15 protein-coding genes and 2 pseudogenes are annotated in these 15,605 nt (G+C 63.5%); 8 read left to right on the plus strand and 9 right to left on the minus strand.

Annotation, left to right across the window (positions count from 1 at the left end; all coding sequences use genetic code 11):
- Positions 1-251 precede the first annotated feature (251 nt).
- The gene (locus BVER_RS11445) at positions 252-1,103 is read left to right on the plus strand and encodes a symmetrical bis(5'-nucleosyl)-tetraphosphatase (protein ID WP_050453405.1); all 852 of its coding nucleotides are present in this window, start codon (positions 252-254) and stop codon (positions 1,101-1,103) included.
- Here the strand turns inward: BVER_RS11445 and BVER_RS11450 are convergent.
- The 6 genes from BVER_RS11450 to BVER_RS11475 are packed head-to-tail and all read right to left on the minus strand — an operon-like array spanning position 1,072 to position 5,796.
- Complete coding sequence (locus tag BVER_RS11450) at positions 1,072-1,881, minus strand: lysophospholipid acyltransferase family protein (RefSeq protein ID WP_050453406.1); 810 nt, start codon at positions 1,879-1,881, stop codon at positions 1,072-1,074. The two genes, BVER_RS11445 and BVER_RS11450, sit on opposite strands and share 32 nt — an antisense overlap.
- Positions 1,882-1,893: 12 nt before the next feature.
- Positions 1,894-3,186, minus strand: coding sequence for a dihydroorotase (locus BVER_RS11455; RefSeq protein WP_050453407.1), 1,293 nt, complete (start codon positions 3,184-3,186; stop codon positions 1,894-1,896).
- 14 nt (positions 3,187-3,200) lie between these two features.
- On the minus strand, positions 3,201-4,238 hold the full coding sequence (locus tag BVER_RS11460) for an aspartate carbamoyltransferase catalytic subunit (RefSeq protein WP_050453408.1): 1,038 nt from the start codon (positions 4,236-4,238) through the stop codon (positions 3,201-3,203).
- A gap of 34 nt (positions 4,239-4,272) precedes the next feature.
- Complete coding sequence (gene pyrR, locus BVER_RS11465) at positions 4,273-4,788, minus strand: bifunctional pyr operon transcriptional regulator/uracil phosphoribosyltransferase PyrR (RefSeq protein ID WP_050453409.1); 516 nt, start codon at positions 4,786-4,788, stop codon at positions 4,273-4,275.
- The gene (gene ruvX / locus BVER_RS11470; protein ID WP_050453410.1) at positions 4,775-5,221 is read right to left on the minus strand and encodes a Holliday junction resolvase RuvX; all 447 of its coding nucleotides are present in this window, start codon (positions 5,219-5,221) and stop codon (positions 4,775-4,777) included. Before ruvX ends, pyrR begins: the two co-directional genes overlap by 14 nt.
- Positions 5,218-5,796 carry a YqgE/AlgH family protein gene (locus BVER_RS11475; protein WP_050453411.1) on the minus strand — a complete coding sequence of 193 codons (579 nt, stop codon included), beginning with the start codon at positions 5,794-5,796 and terminating at the stop codon, positions 5,218-5,220. Before BVER_RS11475 ends, ruvX begins: the two co-directional genes overlap by 4 nt.
- Positions 5,797-5,826: 30 nt before the next feature.
- Between BVER_RS11475 and BVER_RS11480 the strand changes: the two are divergent.
- Positions 5,827-7,296, plus strand: a pseudogene (locus BVER_RS11480) (cryptochrome/photolyase family protein); the annotation flags it as partial.
- Positions 7,297-7,323: 27 nt separating this feature from the next.
- Here the strand turns inward: BVER_RS11480 and BVER_RS11485 are convergent.
- Positions 7,324-8,727 carry a hypothetical protein gene (locus tag BVER_RS11485; protein WP_050453412.1) on the minus strand — a complete coding sequence of 468 codons (1,404 nt, stop codon included), beginning with the start codon at positions 8,725-8,727 and terminating at the stop codon, positions 7,324-7,326.
- Positions 8,728-9,038: 311 nt separating this feature from the next.
- Positions 9,039-9,209 (minus strand): rubredoxin, encoded by a 171-nt coding sequence (locus tag BVER_RS11495; protein WP_008342674.1) that lies wholly within the window; start codon positions 9,207-9,209, stop codon positions 9,039-9,041.
- Positions 9,210-9,528: 319 nt separating this feature from the next.
- Between BVER_RS11495 and BVER_RS11500 the strand changes: the two genes are divergently transcribed.
- The 6 genes and pseudogenes from BVER_RS11500 to BVER_RS11525 all read left to right on the plus strand — a co-directional run bounded on the left by BVER_RS11500 (position 9,529) and on the right by BVER_RS11525 (position 14,586).
- A complete protein-coding gene (locus tag BVER_RS11500) occupies positions 9,529-10,404 on the plus strand; it encodes a hydroxymethylpyrimidine/phosphomethylpyrimidine kinase (RefSeq protein WP_050453414.1) in 876 nt (291 codons plus the stop codon).
- Positions 10,405-10,431: 27 nt separating this feature from the next.
- Positions 10,432-11,160, plus strand: a complete 729-nt coding sequence (locus tag BVER_RS11505; protein ID WP_050453415.1) for a DUF72 domain-containing protein — start codon at positions 10,432-10,434, stop codon at positions 11,158-11,160.
- A 97-nt stretch (positions 11,161-11,257) separates the two neighbouring features.
- The gene (locus tag BVER_RS11510; protein ID WP_050453416.1) at positions 11,258-11,653 is read left to right on the plus strand and encodes a hypothetical protein; all 396 of its coding nucleotides are present in this window, start codon (positions 11,258-11,260) and stop codon (positions 11,651-11,653) included.
- Positions 11,654-11,737: 84 nt separating this feature from the next.
- Positions 11,738-12,232: a flavin reductase gene (locus BVER_RS11515; protein ID WP_050453418.1), complete on the plus strand. Its 495-nt coding sequence runs from the start codon at positions 11,738-11,740 to the stop codon at positions 12,230-12,232.
- Positions 12,233-12,258: 26 nt separating this feature from the next.
- Positions 12,259-13,173 (plus strand): LysR family transcriptional regulator, encoded by a 915-nt coding sequence (locus BVER_RS11520; RefSeq protein WP_232316498.1) that lies wholly within the window; start codon positions 12,259-12,261, stop codon positions 13,171-13,173.
- 292 nt (positions 13,174-13,465) lie between these two features.
- Positions 13,466-14,586, plus strand: a pseudogene (locus BVER_RS11525) (alpha-hydroxy acid oxidase).
- Here the strand turns inward: BVER_RS11525 and BVER_RS11530 are convergent.
- On the minus strand, positions 14,580-15,497 hold the full coding sequence (locus BVER_RS11530) for a 2-hydroxyacid dehydrogenase (protein WP_050453417.1): 918 nt from the start codon (positions 15,495-15,497) through the stop codon (positions 14,580-14,582). The pseudogene BVER_RS11525 and the gene BVER_RS11530 overlap by 7 nt on opposite strands.
- Positions 15,498-15,605: the final 108 nt, after the last annotated feature.

Below are 15,605 nucleotides of genomic sequence, written 5' to 3' on the forward strand. Positions count from 1 at the left end.
ACCGCGCGCGGCGTGCGATCAACCACCCATTATAAAGTCCGGCCCTGCAAAAACTACACGCATAACAACTTGATACAGCTAGGCATTTGCGCTTGCACGGCGTAACTAAAAGACAAAATGCGACTATCGCGCGCGCAGAAACTATTCGCCGTCTGTTTCATAATGAATGCCTCGACGATACACCTCCGTCGCGATGCGCACGACGCCTTCCTCGCACGTCGCCGACCAACCCGCATCCCATCCGCGACTCAATGACCGACGCTTCGCATCTCACCGGCAGCGCTTCCGCCCCGCTCGTTTTCGGCGATCTCCAGGGCTGCTGCGATCCCTTCCGCCAGCTTCTGAAAAAGGCCGCCCCCGCGCGCGATACCCCGCTCTGGTTTGTCGGCGATCTCATCAATCGCGGCCCGAAATCGTTGCAGACGCTGCGCGATGTCATCGCGCTCGGCGCACGCGCGACGGTCGTGCTCGGCAATCACGATCTGAATCTGCTGTCCGTCGCGGCCGGATTGCGCAAGCCGAAGAAAGGCGACACGCTCGACGATATCCTCGCCGCGCCCGATGCCACCGATCTCATCGAATGGGTGCGTCACAAGCCGGTCGCGCATTTCGAACACGGCGCGCTGATGGTCCATGCGGGCGTGCTGCCGCAGTGGGACGTGACGATGACGCTGGAACTCGCGCATGAACTCGAACGCGCGTTGCGCGCGCCGAACTGGAAAGAGACGCTGGCGGAGTTGTACGGCAACGAGCCGCATTGTTGGGATGACACGCTCAAGGGCATGGATCGCCTGCGCGTGACGTACAACGCGTTGACGCGCATCCGTTTCTGCACGCCCGATGGCGCGATGGAATTCGCCAACAACGGCGGCCCGAGCGCCGCGCCGCCCGGCTATCTGCCGTGGTTCGACGTGCCGGGACGTCGCACGCGGGATACGACCATCGTGTTCGGACACTGGGCCGCGCTGGGTCTGATGATCCGCGACGACGTGCTGTGTCTCGATTCGGGCTGCGTGTGGGGCAACAAGCTGTCGGCGGTTCTGCTGACCGCCGATCCGAAGCAGCGCGTGGTCACGCAGGTGAGTTGTGCGATGAAGAAGTAGCGTCGAGCGGCTGCGTCAGCGGCGTACCGGCCGCCACGGCGGGCGCGCCGCGCATCGAGTCGAGCGCGAGTTGCACGGCCGCCTGCGCTTCGCTTGCGAGCAACCGCCGATCCGCGCCCGGCGCGAGCGGGTTGCACACGTAGAGATGCGCGGTCAGCGGTTCGGCGCGCAGCACCGCGTTGAGCGAATCGTTGAGCGACATGTCGCCGATATACGCGGGCGCGGTCGAGAGCATGCCGCGCGCGTCTTCGTACATCAGGCAGACCGGCTGCACCGGCACCGATGCCGACACCGCCGCCTGAAACATGTTGGCGTGGAACGGCAGCAGCGCGCGGCCATCGGTGGTCGTGCCTTCGGGGAACACGCACATCATCTCGCCCGCGTGCAGGCGGTTCGCCAGTTCGTGCATGATGCGTTTCGCATCGCTACGCTTTTCGCGCTGCACGAACACCGTGCCCAGTTGCTCCGCGAGCCAGCCGACGACCGGCCACTTGCGAATTTCCGCCTTCGAGACGAACGGCGTCGGACGCCACGCGTTAATCACGTAGATATCGATCCACGAGATATGGTTGCCGACCACCAGCACGCAGGCATCGAGCCGCGCTTCGTCGTTATGGACGACGAGTTTCATCCCCGACAGCCGCAGCATCTTGAGCGACCATTGGCGATTCAACTCGCTGCGCTCCGCCGCGGACACGCGCGAAAAACGCGTCGCGACGACCCACATGCCGACCAGCAGATGAACGACCAGACGCAGTTTGCGTAACGCGATGCCCATGCTCGAATACCGTCAGCGTGCTTCGAAAGCGAGATGGCCGCCGACGATCGTGGCACGCACGCGCGCCGGCAGTTCGTAACCGAGGAACGGCGTATTGCGTCCCTGGCTCTTGAGCTTCAGCGGATCGACGCGCCATGCAGCGTTGGCATCGAACACGCAGAGGTCGGCGAGCGCGCCCACGGTGATGCGGCCCGCCGGCAGCTTCAGCACATCGGCGGGAGCGGACGTGATGCGCGCGAGCGCCTTCGCGAGCGGCACCTTGTTTTCGTTCGCCCACTTCAAGGTCAGCGACAGCAGCAGTTCGAGACCGGTCGCGCCCGGCGTCGCTTCGGCGAACGGCAGCAGCTTTTCGTCGTCGTCGAGCGGCGTGTGATCGGAACAGATCGCGTCGATCGTGCCGTCTTCCAGACCCGCGCGAATCCCTTCGCGGTCGCGTTGCGAGCGCAGCGGCGGATCGAGGCGGAATTGCGCATCGAAATAGCTGATATCGACATCGGTCAGATGCACATGGTTGACGGTGACATCGCACGACACCGCGAGCCCTTCGGCCTTTGCCGCGCGCACCAGCGCCACGCCCGCCGCCGACGACAGATGCGACAGATGCACGCGCGCGCCCGTGATGCGCATCAGCTCGAAAATAGTATGCAGCGCGATGGTTTCCGCCGACATCGGCACGCCCGACAACCCGAGCCGCGACGCCACCGCGCCGTTCGCCGCCACGCCGTTCGCCGCCACGCCGCCACGCGACATGTAGGCATCCTGCGGACGCAGCCACACGGTGTAGCCGTAAGTCGTCGCGTACTGCAGCGCGCGCAGCAGGGTGCGCGTATCGACGATGGGATTATCGGCCTGCGAGAAGCCGACGCAACCCGCTTCCGTCAGCTCGACCATTTCGGTAATCGTCTCGCCCTTCAACCCGACCGTCAGTGCGCCCAGCGGATACACATGCGCCAGATGCAGCTTCTGCGTGCGGAACTTGAGCATTTCGACGAGACCGGGCTCGTCGAGCACGGGGTCCGTATCTGGCGGACAGACGAGGCTCGTCACGCCGCCGGCCATCGCGGCGGCCATCTCGGATTCGAGCGTCGCCTTGTGTTCGAAGCCCGGCTCGCGCAGCCGCGCCGACAGATCGACGAAGCCCGGCGCGATGATCAAGCCGTTCGCGTCGATGACCTTCGCCGCGTGAAAGTCGGCCGGCGCCTCGCCGATGCCGACGATCCGCCCCGCCGCGATAAACACGTCCTTGCGCTCTTCCGTGCCCGCCGCCGGGTCGATGATCGTGCCGCCCTGAATCTGGATCTTCATGTCTTGATCGCTGCTTAATCGCTGTTACCGGCCACAATGCCCATCACCGCCATCCGCACGGCGATACCGAAAGTCACCTGATTCAAAATCACCGATTGCGGGCCGTCGGCCACCTGCGAATCGATTTCCACGCCGCGGTTCATCGGGCCGGGATGCATCACGATGGCATCGGGCGCGGCGAGCGCGAGACGCTCGGGCGTCAAGCCCCAGCTCTTGAAATATTCCTGCGCAGACGGCAGCAGCGCGCCGCTCATCCGTTCGTTCTGCAAACGCAGCATGATGATCACGTCGACGCCCTTCAGGCCTTCGTCGAGGTTGTGATAGACATGCACGCCCATCTGATCGAGATTGCTCGGCAGCAAGGTGCGCGGACCGATCGCGCGCACTTCGGGCACGCCGAGCGTGGTCAGCGCATGAATGTCCGAACGCGCCACGCGCGAATGCAGAATGTCGCCGACGATTGCCACGCGCAGCTTCGTGAAGTCGCGCTTGTAATGGCGGATCGTGTACATGTCGAGCAAGCCTTGCGTCGGATGCGCGTGACGGCCATCGCCCGCGTTGATCACGTGCACATGGGGCGCGCAATGCTCGGCGATCAGATACGGCGCGCCGCTCGACGCATGACGCACGACGAACATGTCGGCGTGCATCGCGGAGAGATTGTTGATCGTGTCGAGCAGCGATTCGCCCTTGCTCGTCGACGACGCGTTGATATTCAGATTCAGCACGTCCGCCGACAGACGCTTCGCCGCGATTTCGAACGTGGTGCGCGTGCGCGTCGAGTTCTCGAAGAACAGGTTGAAGACCGACTTGCCGCGCAGAATCGGCACCTTCTTGACTTCGCGATCGGTGACGCTGACGAACTGTTCGGCCGTATCGAGGATATGCGTGACGATGGAACGCGGCAGCCCTTCAATGGTGAGCAGATGCTTCAGCTCGCCGTTTTTCGTGAGCTGCGGGTTGCCCTTGAGAAAGCCGTAACGGAACGTGTCGGCGCTCTTGTCCGATGATGACGTGCCCGCAACGGCAGCGCCCTGAGTGGCGGTATTCATGATGACTCTGCTTTAGAAAATGAGCGCCGCGCGTTCAGTGCGCGCGTGTTTCCGTCGTGAATTCGAACGCGCCGCTTTCCTGGCGCGACAGCACGAGATTCTCGTTCGCCTGCAACTCGACCGTCGCGCCGACGAAGCGCGCGGCGACCGGCATTTCGCGTCCGCCGCGATCGGCGAGTACGGCGAGTTCGATCGCGGCAGGCCGGCCGTAATCGTAGAGTTCGTTGATCGCGGCGCGCACCGTGCGTCCGGTCGACAGCACGTCGTCGATCAGGATGATGCGGCGGCCGTTCACGTCGAAGGGCAAGTCGGTGGGACGCGCCTGACTGTGCAAGCCCTTCTTCGCGTAATCGTCGCGATGCAGCGCCACATTGACCACGCCGAAGCTCGGCGCGTTCAGATCCTTCGCCAGCCGCTCGGCGAGCCACACGCCGCCGCTGTAGATGCCCGCGAGCACCGCGCCGTCGTCCGCTGCAAGCGTCTGCCCGTAAGCGGCGCGAAGCTGGTCGGCGAGCGCGTGATAGAGCGCTTCGGCATCAATGGAACGCATGGTCTTGAGGAAGTCCGTCGAGATATTGTTGAAGGATCACGCGGGCGGCTTCGGCGTCGATATCGTCGAAGCGGCCGCGCGCGTTGGTGCGCACGCCGCGCGCGCGCAGATCGGCTTTGGCATCGACGGACGAATAGCGCTCGTCCACCCATTGCACCGGTACATTGAAGCGGCCGTTAACCTGATTGCCGAAGCGTTTAGCGAGCGCCGTCATTTCGTGCGGCGTGCCGTCCGGATGCATCGGCAGGCCGACGACGATGGTGTCGGGCTTCCACTCCGCGACCAGCTTGCCGATTTCCTCGAAGCGATACTCACGGCTGCGGTTCTCGACGACGACCAAGGCACGCGCATTGCGAGTCAGCGTATTGCCGACGGCGACACCGATGCGTTTCTCGCCGTAGTCGAATGCCAGCAGCGTGGCTTCGCGACTCATGCGTGCCCTGCTTCGCCGGACAACATGGAACGCGATACGCCGAGCAGCGATAGAGCCGCTTCGAGACGATCTTCGGCGGGCACGTCGAAAATGATGCGCGGATCGGCTTCGACCGTGAGCCAGCCATTCTTGGAGATTTCTTCCTCGAGCTGGCCCGTGCCCCAGCCGGCATGACCGAGCGTAAGCAGGAAGCGATCGGGACCCTTGCCGCTGGCGACTGCTTCGAGCACGTCTTTCGAGGTAGTCATGGCAAGTCCGCCCGGTACGCTCATGGACGAGCTGTACGGTTCGTCTTCGTTTTCTTCATGCAACACGAAGCCGCGCTCCGTTTGCACGGGTCCGCCGAAGTACACGGGAAGATGAACGAGCGGTTCGATCTCGAGCTTGAGATCGATGCGATTGAAAAGCGACTGGAGATCGATGTCCGTCGGCCGGTTGATGACGAGGCCGAGGGCGCCTTTCTCGGTGTGATCGCAAAGGTAGACCACGGTTCCTGAAAACGTCGGATCGGCCATGCTGGGCATGGCAATCAGGAACTGATTCGTCAAATTGATGCGATCGGAAGTCTTGGACATAATTCAGAATTTTACCAAAGGCGCGACGAGATGGCCGACTTTGATCTGGGCCTGGTCTGGTTTCGGCGGGACCTGCGCACGGCAGACAATGCTGCACTCTATCACGCGCTCACACGCTGCCGTCGCGTGCTGTGTGCGTTCGTTTTCGACCGCGATATCCTCGCGCCGCTCGACAAAAAAGACCGGCGCGTGGCGTTTATTCACGCCAGCGCGACGGAACTGGATCGCGCGTTGCGCGAGGCGGGCGGCACGCTGATCGTGCGGCACGGGCATCCCGTGCACGACATTCCGGCGCTGGCACGCGAATGCGGCGTCAATGCGGTGTTCGCCAATCGCGATTACGAGCCGAGTGCGAAGGAGCGCGACGACGCGGTGGCGAAGACACTCGCGAGCCACGACATCGCGTTTTTCAGCTTCAAGGATCAGGCCGTTTTCGATCATGACGAAGTGATGACAGGCGCGGACAAGCCGTACACGGTGTTCACGCCGTACAAGCGCAAATGGCTGGAAACGCTGACGCCGGACGCGCTGAAGCCGTATGCATCGGACGATCACCTGAACGCGCTGGCAAAACCGCCGTCGGGCGTCAAGCACGCCATACCGTCGCTCGCCGAACTCGGTTTCGCCGATGCCCACGCGCCCGCGTTCCCTGCCGGCACGAGCGGCGCGTACGAATTGATCGACGACTTCCGCGATCGCATGACGGACTACGATCACGCACGCGAATTCCCCGCGAAAAAAGGCCCGAGCTATCTCGGCGTGCACTTGCGCCACGGCACCGTGTCGATTCGCGCGCTCGCCCGCCTCGCGAACGACGCGCAACGTCACGGCGACAAGGGCGCGCAGACGTGGCTTGGCGAGCTCATCTGGCGCGAGTTCTATTTCTCCGTGCTGCATCATTTCCCGCATGTCGGCGTGCCGGGTGATCATCGCGCGTTCAAGCAGGAATACGATCGCATCGCGTGGGAAACGTGAGACGCCGCCGACGCGGATTTCGCCGCGTGGTGCGCCGGGCAAACCGGTTATCCGCTGGTCGATGCGGCAATGCGGCAGATCAACGAGTCGGGCTATATGCACAACCGGCTGCGCATGGTGGTGGCGAGCTTTCTGACGAAGGATCTCGGTATCGACTGGCGGCGCGGCGAAGCGTATTTCGAAGCGCTTCTCAACGATTTCGAGCTGTCGAACAACAATGGCAGCTGGCAATGGGCCGCGTCCAGCGGATGCGATGCGCAACCGTATTTCCGCATCTTCAATCCGATCACGCAGTCCGAGAAGTTCGATTCGGCGGGCGTGTTCATTCGCCATTACGTGCCGGAAATCGCGGGGCTGTCGAATCGCGATATTCACGCGCCGTGGCGCGCGAAGCCCGATGCGCTGAAAGAAGCGAAGATTGCGCTCGGCGCCGATTATCCGCAGCCGATCGTCGATCACGACGCCGCGCGCAAACGCACGCTCGCGCGTTACGACGTGGTGCGTGGTGCGCGGTCCGGGCAAGCGCAAGGCCGGTCCCGGCAAGAACGAAGATTAGCGCGCCAGCGCGACGGGCCGCTCGATCATCGACGTCAGCGCGACGACCGATGCCCGTCCGTCCGACGGCGCGATGCCCGCTGCCGCCTGATGCAGCATCGAGCGCAGCATGTGGGCGGCGCGTTCGGGCACGGCGGCGTCCAGCCCGCGCGTATCGCCCGAATCGTGGTGCTCGCCCGGACGCGCCTCGCCGTGATGCGCGACGCGCCGCCACGCGAGCCCGAGCGTATCGGCGAGCAGCGCGACGTGGCCCAGCCCGAGCGCGCACGCCGCCGCGCCCAGCCGATGCGACGCATCCGCCGAATGCAGCGCCGCCGATGCATCCACGGTGCCGGTTTCGCTCGCCTTCGTGCCGCGCTCGACGAGCCCTTCGATCGACGCTTCCGCGCTCTGCAGAAAATTCTCGTAGGCGGTCGCGTTCACGCGCAATACGCCAAGATCGCGCGTGGCGGATTTGTGCGTGGCGTCTTCGTTCGCCTGCGCCGCGCCCTCTTCCCACGCCGCTTCCGACGCGGGCGTCCCGGCGATATGCCACGCCACCGTTAGACCGTAATCGCGCAGCACGTCGACGCGCTCGGCATCGTCGGGCGTTGCGCCGAACAGCGCGAAATCGCGCCACAGCAGCGCGAGCGTCGCGCGAACGAGCGAACGCGGCGCGTAGGTCGACGCATGCGCCTGATCCGCCAGCACCAGATTGAAGCGCGCGTAGAGACGCTTGATATCGGCGTGACCGTCCGGTTCCGCGCCGCCTTGCCGGTCGCCGCGCTCGCGCAGCGCCCACACGGTATTGAGCGCGAGACGCCAGAAATCGTACGGATCGGTGCTGCCGAGTTCGCCCAGACATTCGTCCAGACGCGTGTAGTGCTCGCCGATCTCGCCGGCGGGCGCGCGCAGCAGCTTGAGCAGTGCGTCCTCGTAATGGGCGCGCAGGCGCGCGAGCCGGTCCGGCGCGATGCCCGATAGCGTCGACGGCGCGATGGCGCGTCCCGCCAGCGCCAGATCGTCATACGAGACCGGCGCGATGCGCGTGTGATTCGCCAGCAGCGCGTGCAGCCCGCGATAGTGATCGAACAGCGCGGTCGAACACGACAGTTCGCGCAGATTGTGACGCTCGACGGCCGCGCCGAACACCGACAGCGCATCCGCGATGCGCCCGTGCGTCAACTCCGATTCCTCGCCGAGCGGCGCGACCAGCGCGAGCGCTTCGGCGAATCGCTGTGCCGGCAGCCAGCCCGCCGATTGCAGCGCGGAAATCGCCCGCTTCAGCACGGGCGCGGTTTCGCTTTGCCGCTGGAACGCGTGCAGCGCGTCGGCGAGAGCCATCTCCGCGAGCCGCACCGATCCGCCGCGCGGATTGGGCAGGGCTTCGAACTGAACGGGAAGATCGGGGCGAGAAGTCATAACGAGCGCTCACAGGCGAATTGCGCGTGCGTCGGGCGTGGCGCGCCCCGCATGCGGTTGGACGTCATCGCGGATACGGCGCATGCGCACACGCGCCCGCATTCGCGATTCCGGGCCGATTCCGGGCCGAGCCGCCGCCGGCATGATGCTGCTTCCTTCCAGCGTATGCCGTAATACGCCCGCGGAAGAATCGAATATCGTCGACGATCCTGGATCCGACGACACGCGTGAAACGATCCCGACCAAAAACCCGGCCCGCAAAAAGCGCGCGCCGCATGACGCGAATCATGCGGCGCGACGGAGCGTGCGGATCAGATCTGGACCATCTCGAAATCTTCCTTGCGGGCTCCGCATTCGGGACACGTCCAGTTGATCGGAACGTCCTCCCAGCGGGTGCCAGGCGCGATGCCTTCGTCGGGCAATCCCGCCTCTTCGTCGTAGATCCAGCCGCAGATCAGACACATCCAGCTTCTGTATTCCATACTCATGCCGCGTCGAAAGGTCGATTGAAATTAGGACATGATGGTACCGTGTTGCCGTGACGATGCCTAGCAAGCCGCCCGCCCGACGCCTCAGCCGGATGAAAACGCCCTGAAACGGCGCGCGTCGTGCGGCTGACAACCGGTTCGCAATCGTGCCGCCGCGCCGGAAAAAAGTGCGCAAAGACAGCAGCCGGAAGGCTTTAGGCCGCATAGTCGAACCTGATCGGGCGTGCCGCCGCTTCTGCATTCGATGCGCGCCCGCTTCGAGCCGAACCGTAAAAAAATCGAGCAATCAATCACAACAATGTCAGCATTTGCCATGACCGGCGATTCCCCACCGATCGTACTGACCTTCGGACTGTCGGACCCCACCGGCGGGTCGGGCCTGCAGGCCGACCTGCTGACACTCGCGAGCATGGGCTGCCACGGCGTCACCGTGCTCACCGGCTATGCCGTGCGCGATTCCGCCTCCTGCGACGAAGTCACCAGCCTCGATCCGGACACCGTCGCGACGCAGGCGCGCATGTTGCTAGAGGACATGCCGGTCACCGCGTTCAAGATCGGCGCGGCGACGCGGGCGGAAGTGGTGTCGGCGATCGCGGAAGTCGTCTCCGATTACGACGACGTGCCGCTGATCCTCGCGCCCGACTTTACGCTCGACGACGAACACGTGCTGTCCGCCGACGAGTTGCGCGAGTCGCTGGCCGATCTGCTGGTGCCGCAGACGACCATGCTGATCGCCGACAGCGCTACGCTTTTGCAGCTCGCCCAGCCGGACAGCGACGCCGAAGCGCCGACGCTCGACACCGCGATCTCGCACATTCTCGCGCAGGGCTGCGAGTACGTGCTCGCGATGGAAACCGGCACTCATCGACATGTGAACACGTTGTACAGCGAGGAAGGACAGGTTCGGCAGGACATGTGGGACCGCAGCGTGCATCGCGTGATGGGCCTGACCGATACGCTTGGCGCGGCGGTCGCCGCGTTGCTCGCCAACGGTCAGGAACCGGCGGAAGCGGCGCGCGAGGCGCAGGAATATGTGTTTCAAGCGGCGCGCGCGGCGTTCCGGCCCGGCATGGGCGCGTATTTGCCGGATCGTTTTTTCTGGGCGCGCTCGAACGACGCCGACGAGGATGGCGAAGCTTCGTCGCTGCCCGACGAATCCCCCGGACAATCCGGAGCGGCGCGGCACTGACATCAATCAGGGAGCCACAGCGAGCGCATGCCGTATCGATTGCCCCATCTGCACAAGCCTGGCCCGCAAGGTGCGATCCGCATCGGCTGCGCGGGCTGGGGATTGTCGAGCGCCGTGTCGTCGAGCTTTCCCGGCGAAGGCACGCATCTCGAACGTTATTCGCACGTGCTGACGTGCGTCGAAATCAATTCCAGTTTCTACAAGCCGCATCGCGATCAGACGTACGCGCACTGGGCGCAGAGCGTGCCCGATTCGTTCCGCTTTTCGGTCAAGCTGCCCAAGTCGATCACCCATGACGCGCGTCTCGTCGATACCGAAACGCTGATCGACGAATTCCTGCATTCGGCCGGACAGTTGGGCGACAAGCTCGGCTGCTGGCTCGTGCAACTGCCGCCCAGCCTGCCCTTCGATCACGATCTCGCCGAGCGTTTTTTCAGGACGCTGCGCGAGCGCACGCAGCTTCCGATCGCGTGCGAGGCGCGTCAGCACGGCTGGTTCACGACGCAGGCCGCCGCGCTGCTGAAGGCGCATCACATCGCCTACGTCGACGCCGATCCGACTCCCGACGAGTGCGAGATCAAGCATCGCGCGGATACGTCGCTGGTTTATGTGCGGCTGCACGGCTCGCCCGAGCTCTACAAGTCCTCGTACGACTACACCTATCTCGACGATGTCGCGCGCACGCTGCATCACCGCGCGAAGAAGACGCCGGAAGTCTGGTGCATTTTCGACAACACGGCGGAAGGCCATTCGTAACCGAACGCGCTGCATCTGATGGAGCGGCTGATCACGCATCACAAGCAGGCGCGACCGGAGAGCTTCTGTGCGAACGACGGCCAGCCGTATTTCATGACTGCTTCGAACTCTGACGATCGCTTGCCTGGTTCACATCGCTTCGCCCGCTCACGCGCAGAACGCCGCGCCACAGGCGACTCCTGCCGGCGACGGCACGTTCCTGCTGACGATCTTCCTCAAACACGATGAATCGAAGACGTTGCCGCAGATCAATCAGCAGTTGAAGGAACAGGGCTACTTCAAGCAATTTCCGCCACCGGGCGTAGAGGTGGTGTCGTGGTACGTGATGATGGGCATCGGACAAGTCGTGACGCTGCGCGTGCCGGCGGATCGGCTGCGTGAGGTGAACCGGGCGATCGAAAGTACGGCTTGGGGCGGGTATCGGACGGAGTTTTATCCGACTTACAACTACAAGGCGGCTGCGCAGAAGTTGCGGGAGGAGATGAATAAGTGAGGCACGTGGATCAATTGATGCCTGCTCGTTAAATCGAGCATTGGCACGATAAGGATCCTTCCTATGCTGACTGAGCTGACTGACATGACTGCCACCGACGTCACGCTCGAAACCTTCCGCGATGCGATGGCGCAACTCGGCGCCGCCGTCCACGTCATCACGACGGACGGCCCTGGCGGACGCGCGGGCTTCACGGCATCGGCCGTATGCAGCGTCACCGATACGCCGCCCAGCGTGCTCGTGTGCATCAATCGCACGTCGTCGGCGTATGCGGCGGTGAACGCGAACGGCCGCGTGTGCATCAATACGCTGAGCGCCGATCAGCACGACGTGTCCGTGGGCTTTTCGAAGAAAGGCACGATGGACGATCGCTTCGCGCACGGCACATGGATCGAACAGAACGGCGCGCCGCCGCGTCTCGCTGATGCTTCCGCTTCCATCGATTGCCGGATCGTGAGCCGGACCTCGGTCGGCACGCACGATATCCTGATCTGCGAAGTCGGCGAGATCGTCAGCAATGCGCATCCGGGCGTGCTGATTTACTACGATCGCAAATATCATCGCGTCATGCGCGGCTGAGACGCACGACGATGGAAATGTAATCGTTGCGTTATTCGCTGCGGCAATTGCGGTACTTCGTGGTCACCGCCGAAGCCTTGTCCTTTACCGCCGCCGCACGCAGGCTGCATATTTCGCAGCCTTCCATCTCGACCGCGCTGGCCGATCTCGAAGTGTCGTTCGGCGTGCAGCTTTTCATTCGGCATCATGCGAGCGGGTTGTCGCTGACGCAGGCCGGACGCGATCTGCTCGGGCAAGCGCGCAATCTGCTGAAGATCGCCGAAGAGTTGCAGATGACGGCCAAGGAAATGGATGGCGGAATGACCGGCGTGATCGCGCTCGGTTGTCTCGTGTCGCTTGCGCTGCCGCTGATGCCGGGGCTGATCAGCCGCTTCACCGCCGATTACTCGGGCATTTCGTTTCGCACGATGGAAGCGCATCAGGACGGGCTCATGCGCGGCCTTCACGACGGCTCGCTCGATATCGCGCTGACCTACAGTCTCGACATTACCGAAGATATCGCCTTCACGCCGCTGCTCGCGCTGCCGCCGTATGCGATTTTGCCGCGCACGCATCGGCTGGCTCGCGCGCGCAAGGTGTCGCTTGCCGATCTGCTCGACGAGCCTTATGTGATGCTCGATCTGCCGCATAGCCGGGAGTATTTTGCCGCGCTGTTCGATTCGGTCGGGAGTCGGCCGGTGCCGGCGTATCGGTCTTCTCAACCGGAGGTCGTTCGCGGGATGGTCGCGAACGGGCTGGGTTATTCGCTGTTGAATTTTCCGCTCAAGTCGATGCGGACGGTCGATGGCGAGGACTTTGTCGTCAAGCGGTTCAAGGATCAAGTTAATGCCACTACGCTTGGGATTGCTCAGTCGCGGACCATGAGGCCTCGGCAGGTTGTGCATCGGTTTGCTTCGTTTTGTGAGAATGCGATTCGTAGATTGCAGTTCGATGCTGCTTAGGTTGTCGCTCTTGGTTCGTTTGTCGCGGGTTTTTATTCAGTAACCGCCTCCCCGGCGGAGGGGTGACTTTCTTTGCGGCTGCAAAGAAAGTCACCAAAGAAAGCAGCTTCTTGATCGCACCGCTGTCCTTCCCCGCGCTACCGGTGTCATACATGCTCCAGCAGCCTGGCGGGGCGCCAGGCTTCTCTCGAGTTAGTCCTTCTTTTATTTGGCATCTTTATTTTTAATGCAACGACGAATTTCCGTTGAACGGCATGTTGTGTGTGCTCGCAATATCGAAGAACTTCGCTTGATGGCGCAGCGCCGTCTGCCTAACTTCATCTTCGAATATGTCGATTCGGGCGCCGAAGACGAACGCACGCTCGCCGCCAATCGCTCCGCCTTCGATCACTGGCGCTTCGTGCCCGATGCGCTCGTCGATTGCCAACAGCGCGATCTGCGTCAGCCGATTCTCGGCGGTATCAGCGCGTGTCCGCTCATCGTCGCGCCGACCGGCTATAACGGCATGCAACGTGATAAAGCCGATATCAAGCTCGCACAGGCCGCCGAGGAAATTGGCATTCCGTTTACGCTCAGCACCGTCGCGAACAGCACCTTCGAAGACGTGGCGCGCGCGACGCCCAAAGGCCGCACATGGCTTCAGCTCTACGTCATGCAGGACCGCGCGATCACCGAGAACCTGCTTGCGCGCGCCAAAGACGCCGGCTGTGACACCATCGTCGTGACCGTCGATGCCGTTCATTACGGCAATCGCGAATGGGATCGGCGCTGCTATCGCGATGGCATGTCGCTCAACCTGCGCAACAAGCTCGATGCGCTCATGCATCCGCGCTGGTTCTGGGATGTCATGGTGCCCGGCGGCGTCCCGACCTTCGCCAATATCGCGCAGTACATGCCGCAGGGTCAGGCGCGCGCGGACAACGGCGCGATCTTCGTCGCGCGTCAAATGGATGCGCGGCTTAACTGGGAGACGCTCGCGTGGCTGCGCGATCGCTGGCCGGGCAATCTCGTCGTCAAAGGCATTCTCAGCGCAGCCGATGCACAACGCGCCGTCGATCTCGGCGCGCAAGGTATCGTCGTCACGAATCATGGCGGACGGCAACTCGATGGCACGATTCCCGCGCTCGATGCGCTCGTCGATATCGCGCCGGTGTGCCGCGACAAGCTCGCGCTGATCGTCGATAGCGGCTTTCGGCGCGGTACCGATATCGTCAAGGCGCTCTGTCTCGGCGCCGATTCGTGATGCTCGGCGGCGCCGTGCTGTACGGCGTCGCGGCCGGTGGCAGCGCGGGCGCGGTGCGCGCGCTGACCATCCTGCGCGGCGAAATCGATCGGACGCTTGCGCAGCTAGGCTGCCGTTCGATCGGCGAGCTGCATCGGCGGCATGTCCGCCAGGTGAATCAGCCTCAATAACCCCGCTCGCGCTGAACCACGTTGTTCAGCGCATCGCCCGCGCGCAAGGAGCGGACGTTGGCGACGATCTGCTCCGCCACCGTCGCGCTCGTCGAAATAGCAGCGATATGTGGCGTGACGATCACCTTGTCGTGCGTCCACAAAGGATCGTCCGCCGGCAACGGTTCGCGCGCGAAGACATCGAGCAGCGCGCCGCCGAGTTGTCCTTCATCGAGCGCGGCGTGCAGATCGGCTGCGACGAGATGATCGCCGCGTCCGACGTGAATCAGACACGCGCCGCGATTGAGCTTCGCGAACAGCTTCGTCGACAAAATGCCGCGCGTGCTGGCCGTCAGCGGCAACAGACACACGATCATGTCGAGGCCGTCGAGGAAGGCGTCGAACTCGTTTTCGCTGAAGGGACGGACGTTCGCGATCTCGCATCCGCCGCGCGACCATCCGCGTACGTCGAAGCCCAGATTCGCGATCGATGCCGCCACCGTGCGCCCCATCACGCCCATGCCCATCACGCCGACGACCGTCTGTTCCGCAGGACGATGCGCGAACTGCAGCCAGCGCTGTTCCCTCTGCGCCTGCAGCAGACGATCCATCCCGCGATGAAAATGCAGCACGCCCCACACGACATAGTGCGCCATGATGCGCGCCTGCTCCGGATCGACGATGCGGCACAACGGCACGTCGCCGCCGCTTTGCTCCGCGAGAATATGATTCACGCCCGCGCCGATGCTGTGAATGAGCCGCAGATTCGGCAAGCCGCCATACGCGCCCGACGGCGGCAGCCAGCTGATCGCCACGTCGGCGTGCACGGCGTCAGGATCGTCGAGCGTCCATAGCGGAATGTCCGGCGCGTGCTGTCCGATCGCGTGCGCGTAGTGATGCGCGGCCCTGTCAGTAAATAGTCGGGCCTGCAAAATTGAATTTGCCGGAATGGACCCGACGACGCAGTCTGGTGCAGACGTAAACGCACATCTCAGCCAGGTCTGCAGCGCACGAGTAGAGGTTGAGGCATGACGTTGAGC

Source organism: Candidatus Burkholderia verschuerenii, from assembly GCF_001189365.1.
GTDB lineage: Bacteria > Pseudomonadota > Gammaproteobacteria > Burkholderiales > Burkholderiaceae > Caballeronia > Caballeronia verschuerenii.

Bases quoted from the DNA above. Each gene is read 5' to 3' on its own strand.
- BVER_RS11445 (WP_050453405.1), top strand. From the start codon at position 252: ATGACCGACGCTTCGCATCTCACCGGCAGCGCTTCCGCCCCGCTCGTT.
- BVER_RS11450 (WP_050453406.1), bottom strand. From the start codon at position 1,881: ATGGGCATCGCGTTACGCAAACTGCGTCTGGTCGTTCATCTGCTGGTC.
- BVER_RS11455 (WP_050453407.1), bottom strand. From the start codon at position 3,186: ATGAAGATCCAGATTCAGGGCGGCACGATCATCGACCCGGCGGCGGGC.
- BVER_RS11460 (WP_050453408.1), bottom strand. From the start codon at position 4,238: ATGAATACCGCCACTCAGGGCGCTGCCGTTGCGGGCACGTCATCATCG.
- pyrR (WP_050453409.1), bottom strand. From the start codon at position 4,788: ATGCGTTCCATTGATGCCGAAGCGCTCTATCACGCGCTCGCCGACCAG.
- ruvX (WP_050453410.1), bottom strand. From the start codon at position 5,221: ATGAGTCGCGAAGCCACGCTGCTGGCATTCGACTACGGCGAGAAACGC.
- BVER_RS11475 (WP_050453411.1), bottom strand. From the start codon at position 5,796: ATGTCCAAGACTTCCGATCGCATCAATTTGACGAATCAGTTCCTGATT.
- BVER_RS11485 (WP_050453412.1), bottom strand. From the start codon at position 8,727: ATGACTTCTCGCCCCGATCTTCCCGTTCAGTTCGAAGCCCTGCCCAAT.
- BVER_RS11495 (WP_008342674.1), bottom strand. From the start codon at position 9,209: ATGGAATACAGAAGCTGGATGTGTCTGATCTGCGGCTGGATCTACGAC.
- BVER_RS11500 (WP_050453414.1), top strand. From the start codon at position 9,529: ATGACCGGCGATTCCCCACCGATCGTACTGACCTTCGGACTGTCGGAC.
- BVER_RS11505 (WP_050453415.1), top strand. From the start codon at position 10,432: ATGCCGTATCGATTGCCCCATCTGCACAAGCCTGGCCCGCAAGGTGCG.
- BVER_RS11515 (WP_050453418.1), top strand. From the start codon at position 11,738: ATGACTGCCACCGACGTCACGCTCGAAACCTTCCGCGATGCGATGGCG.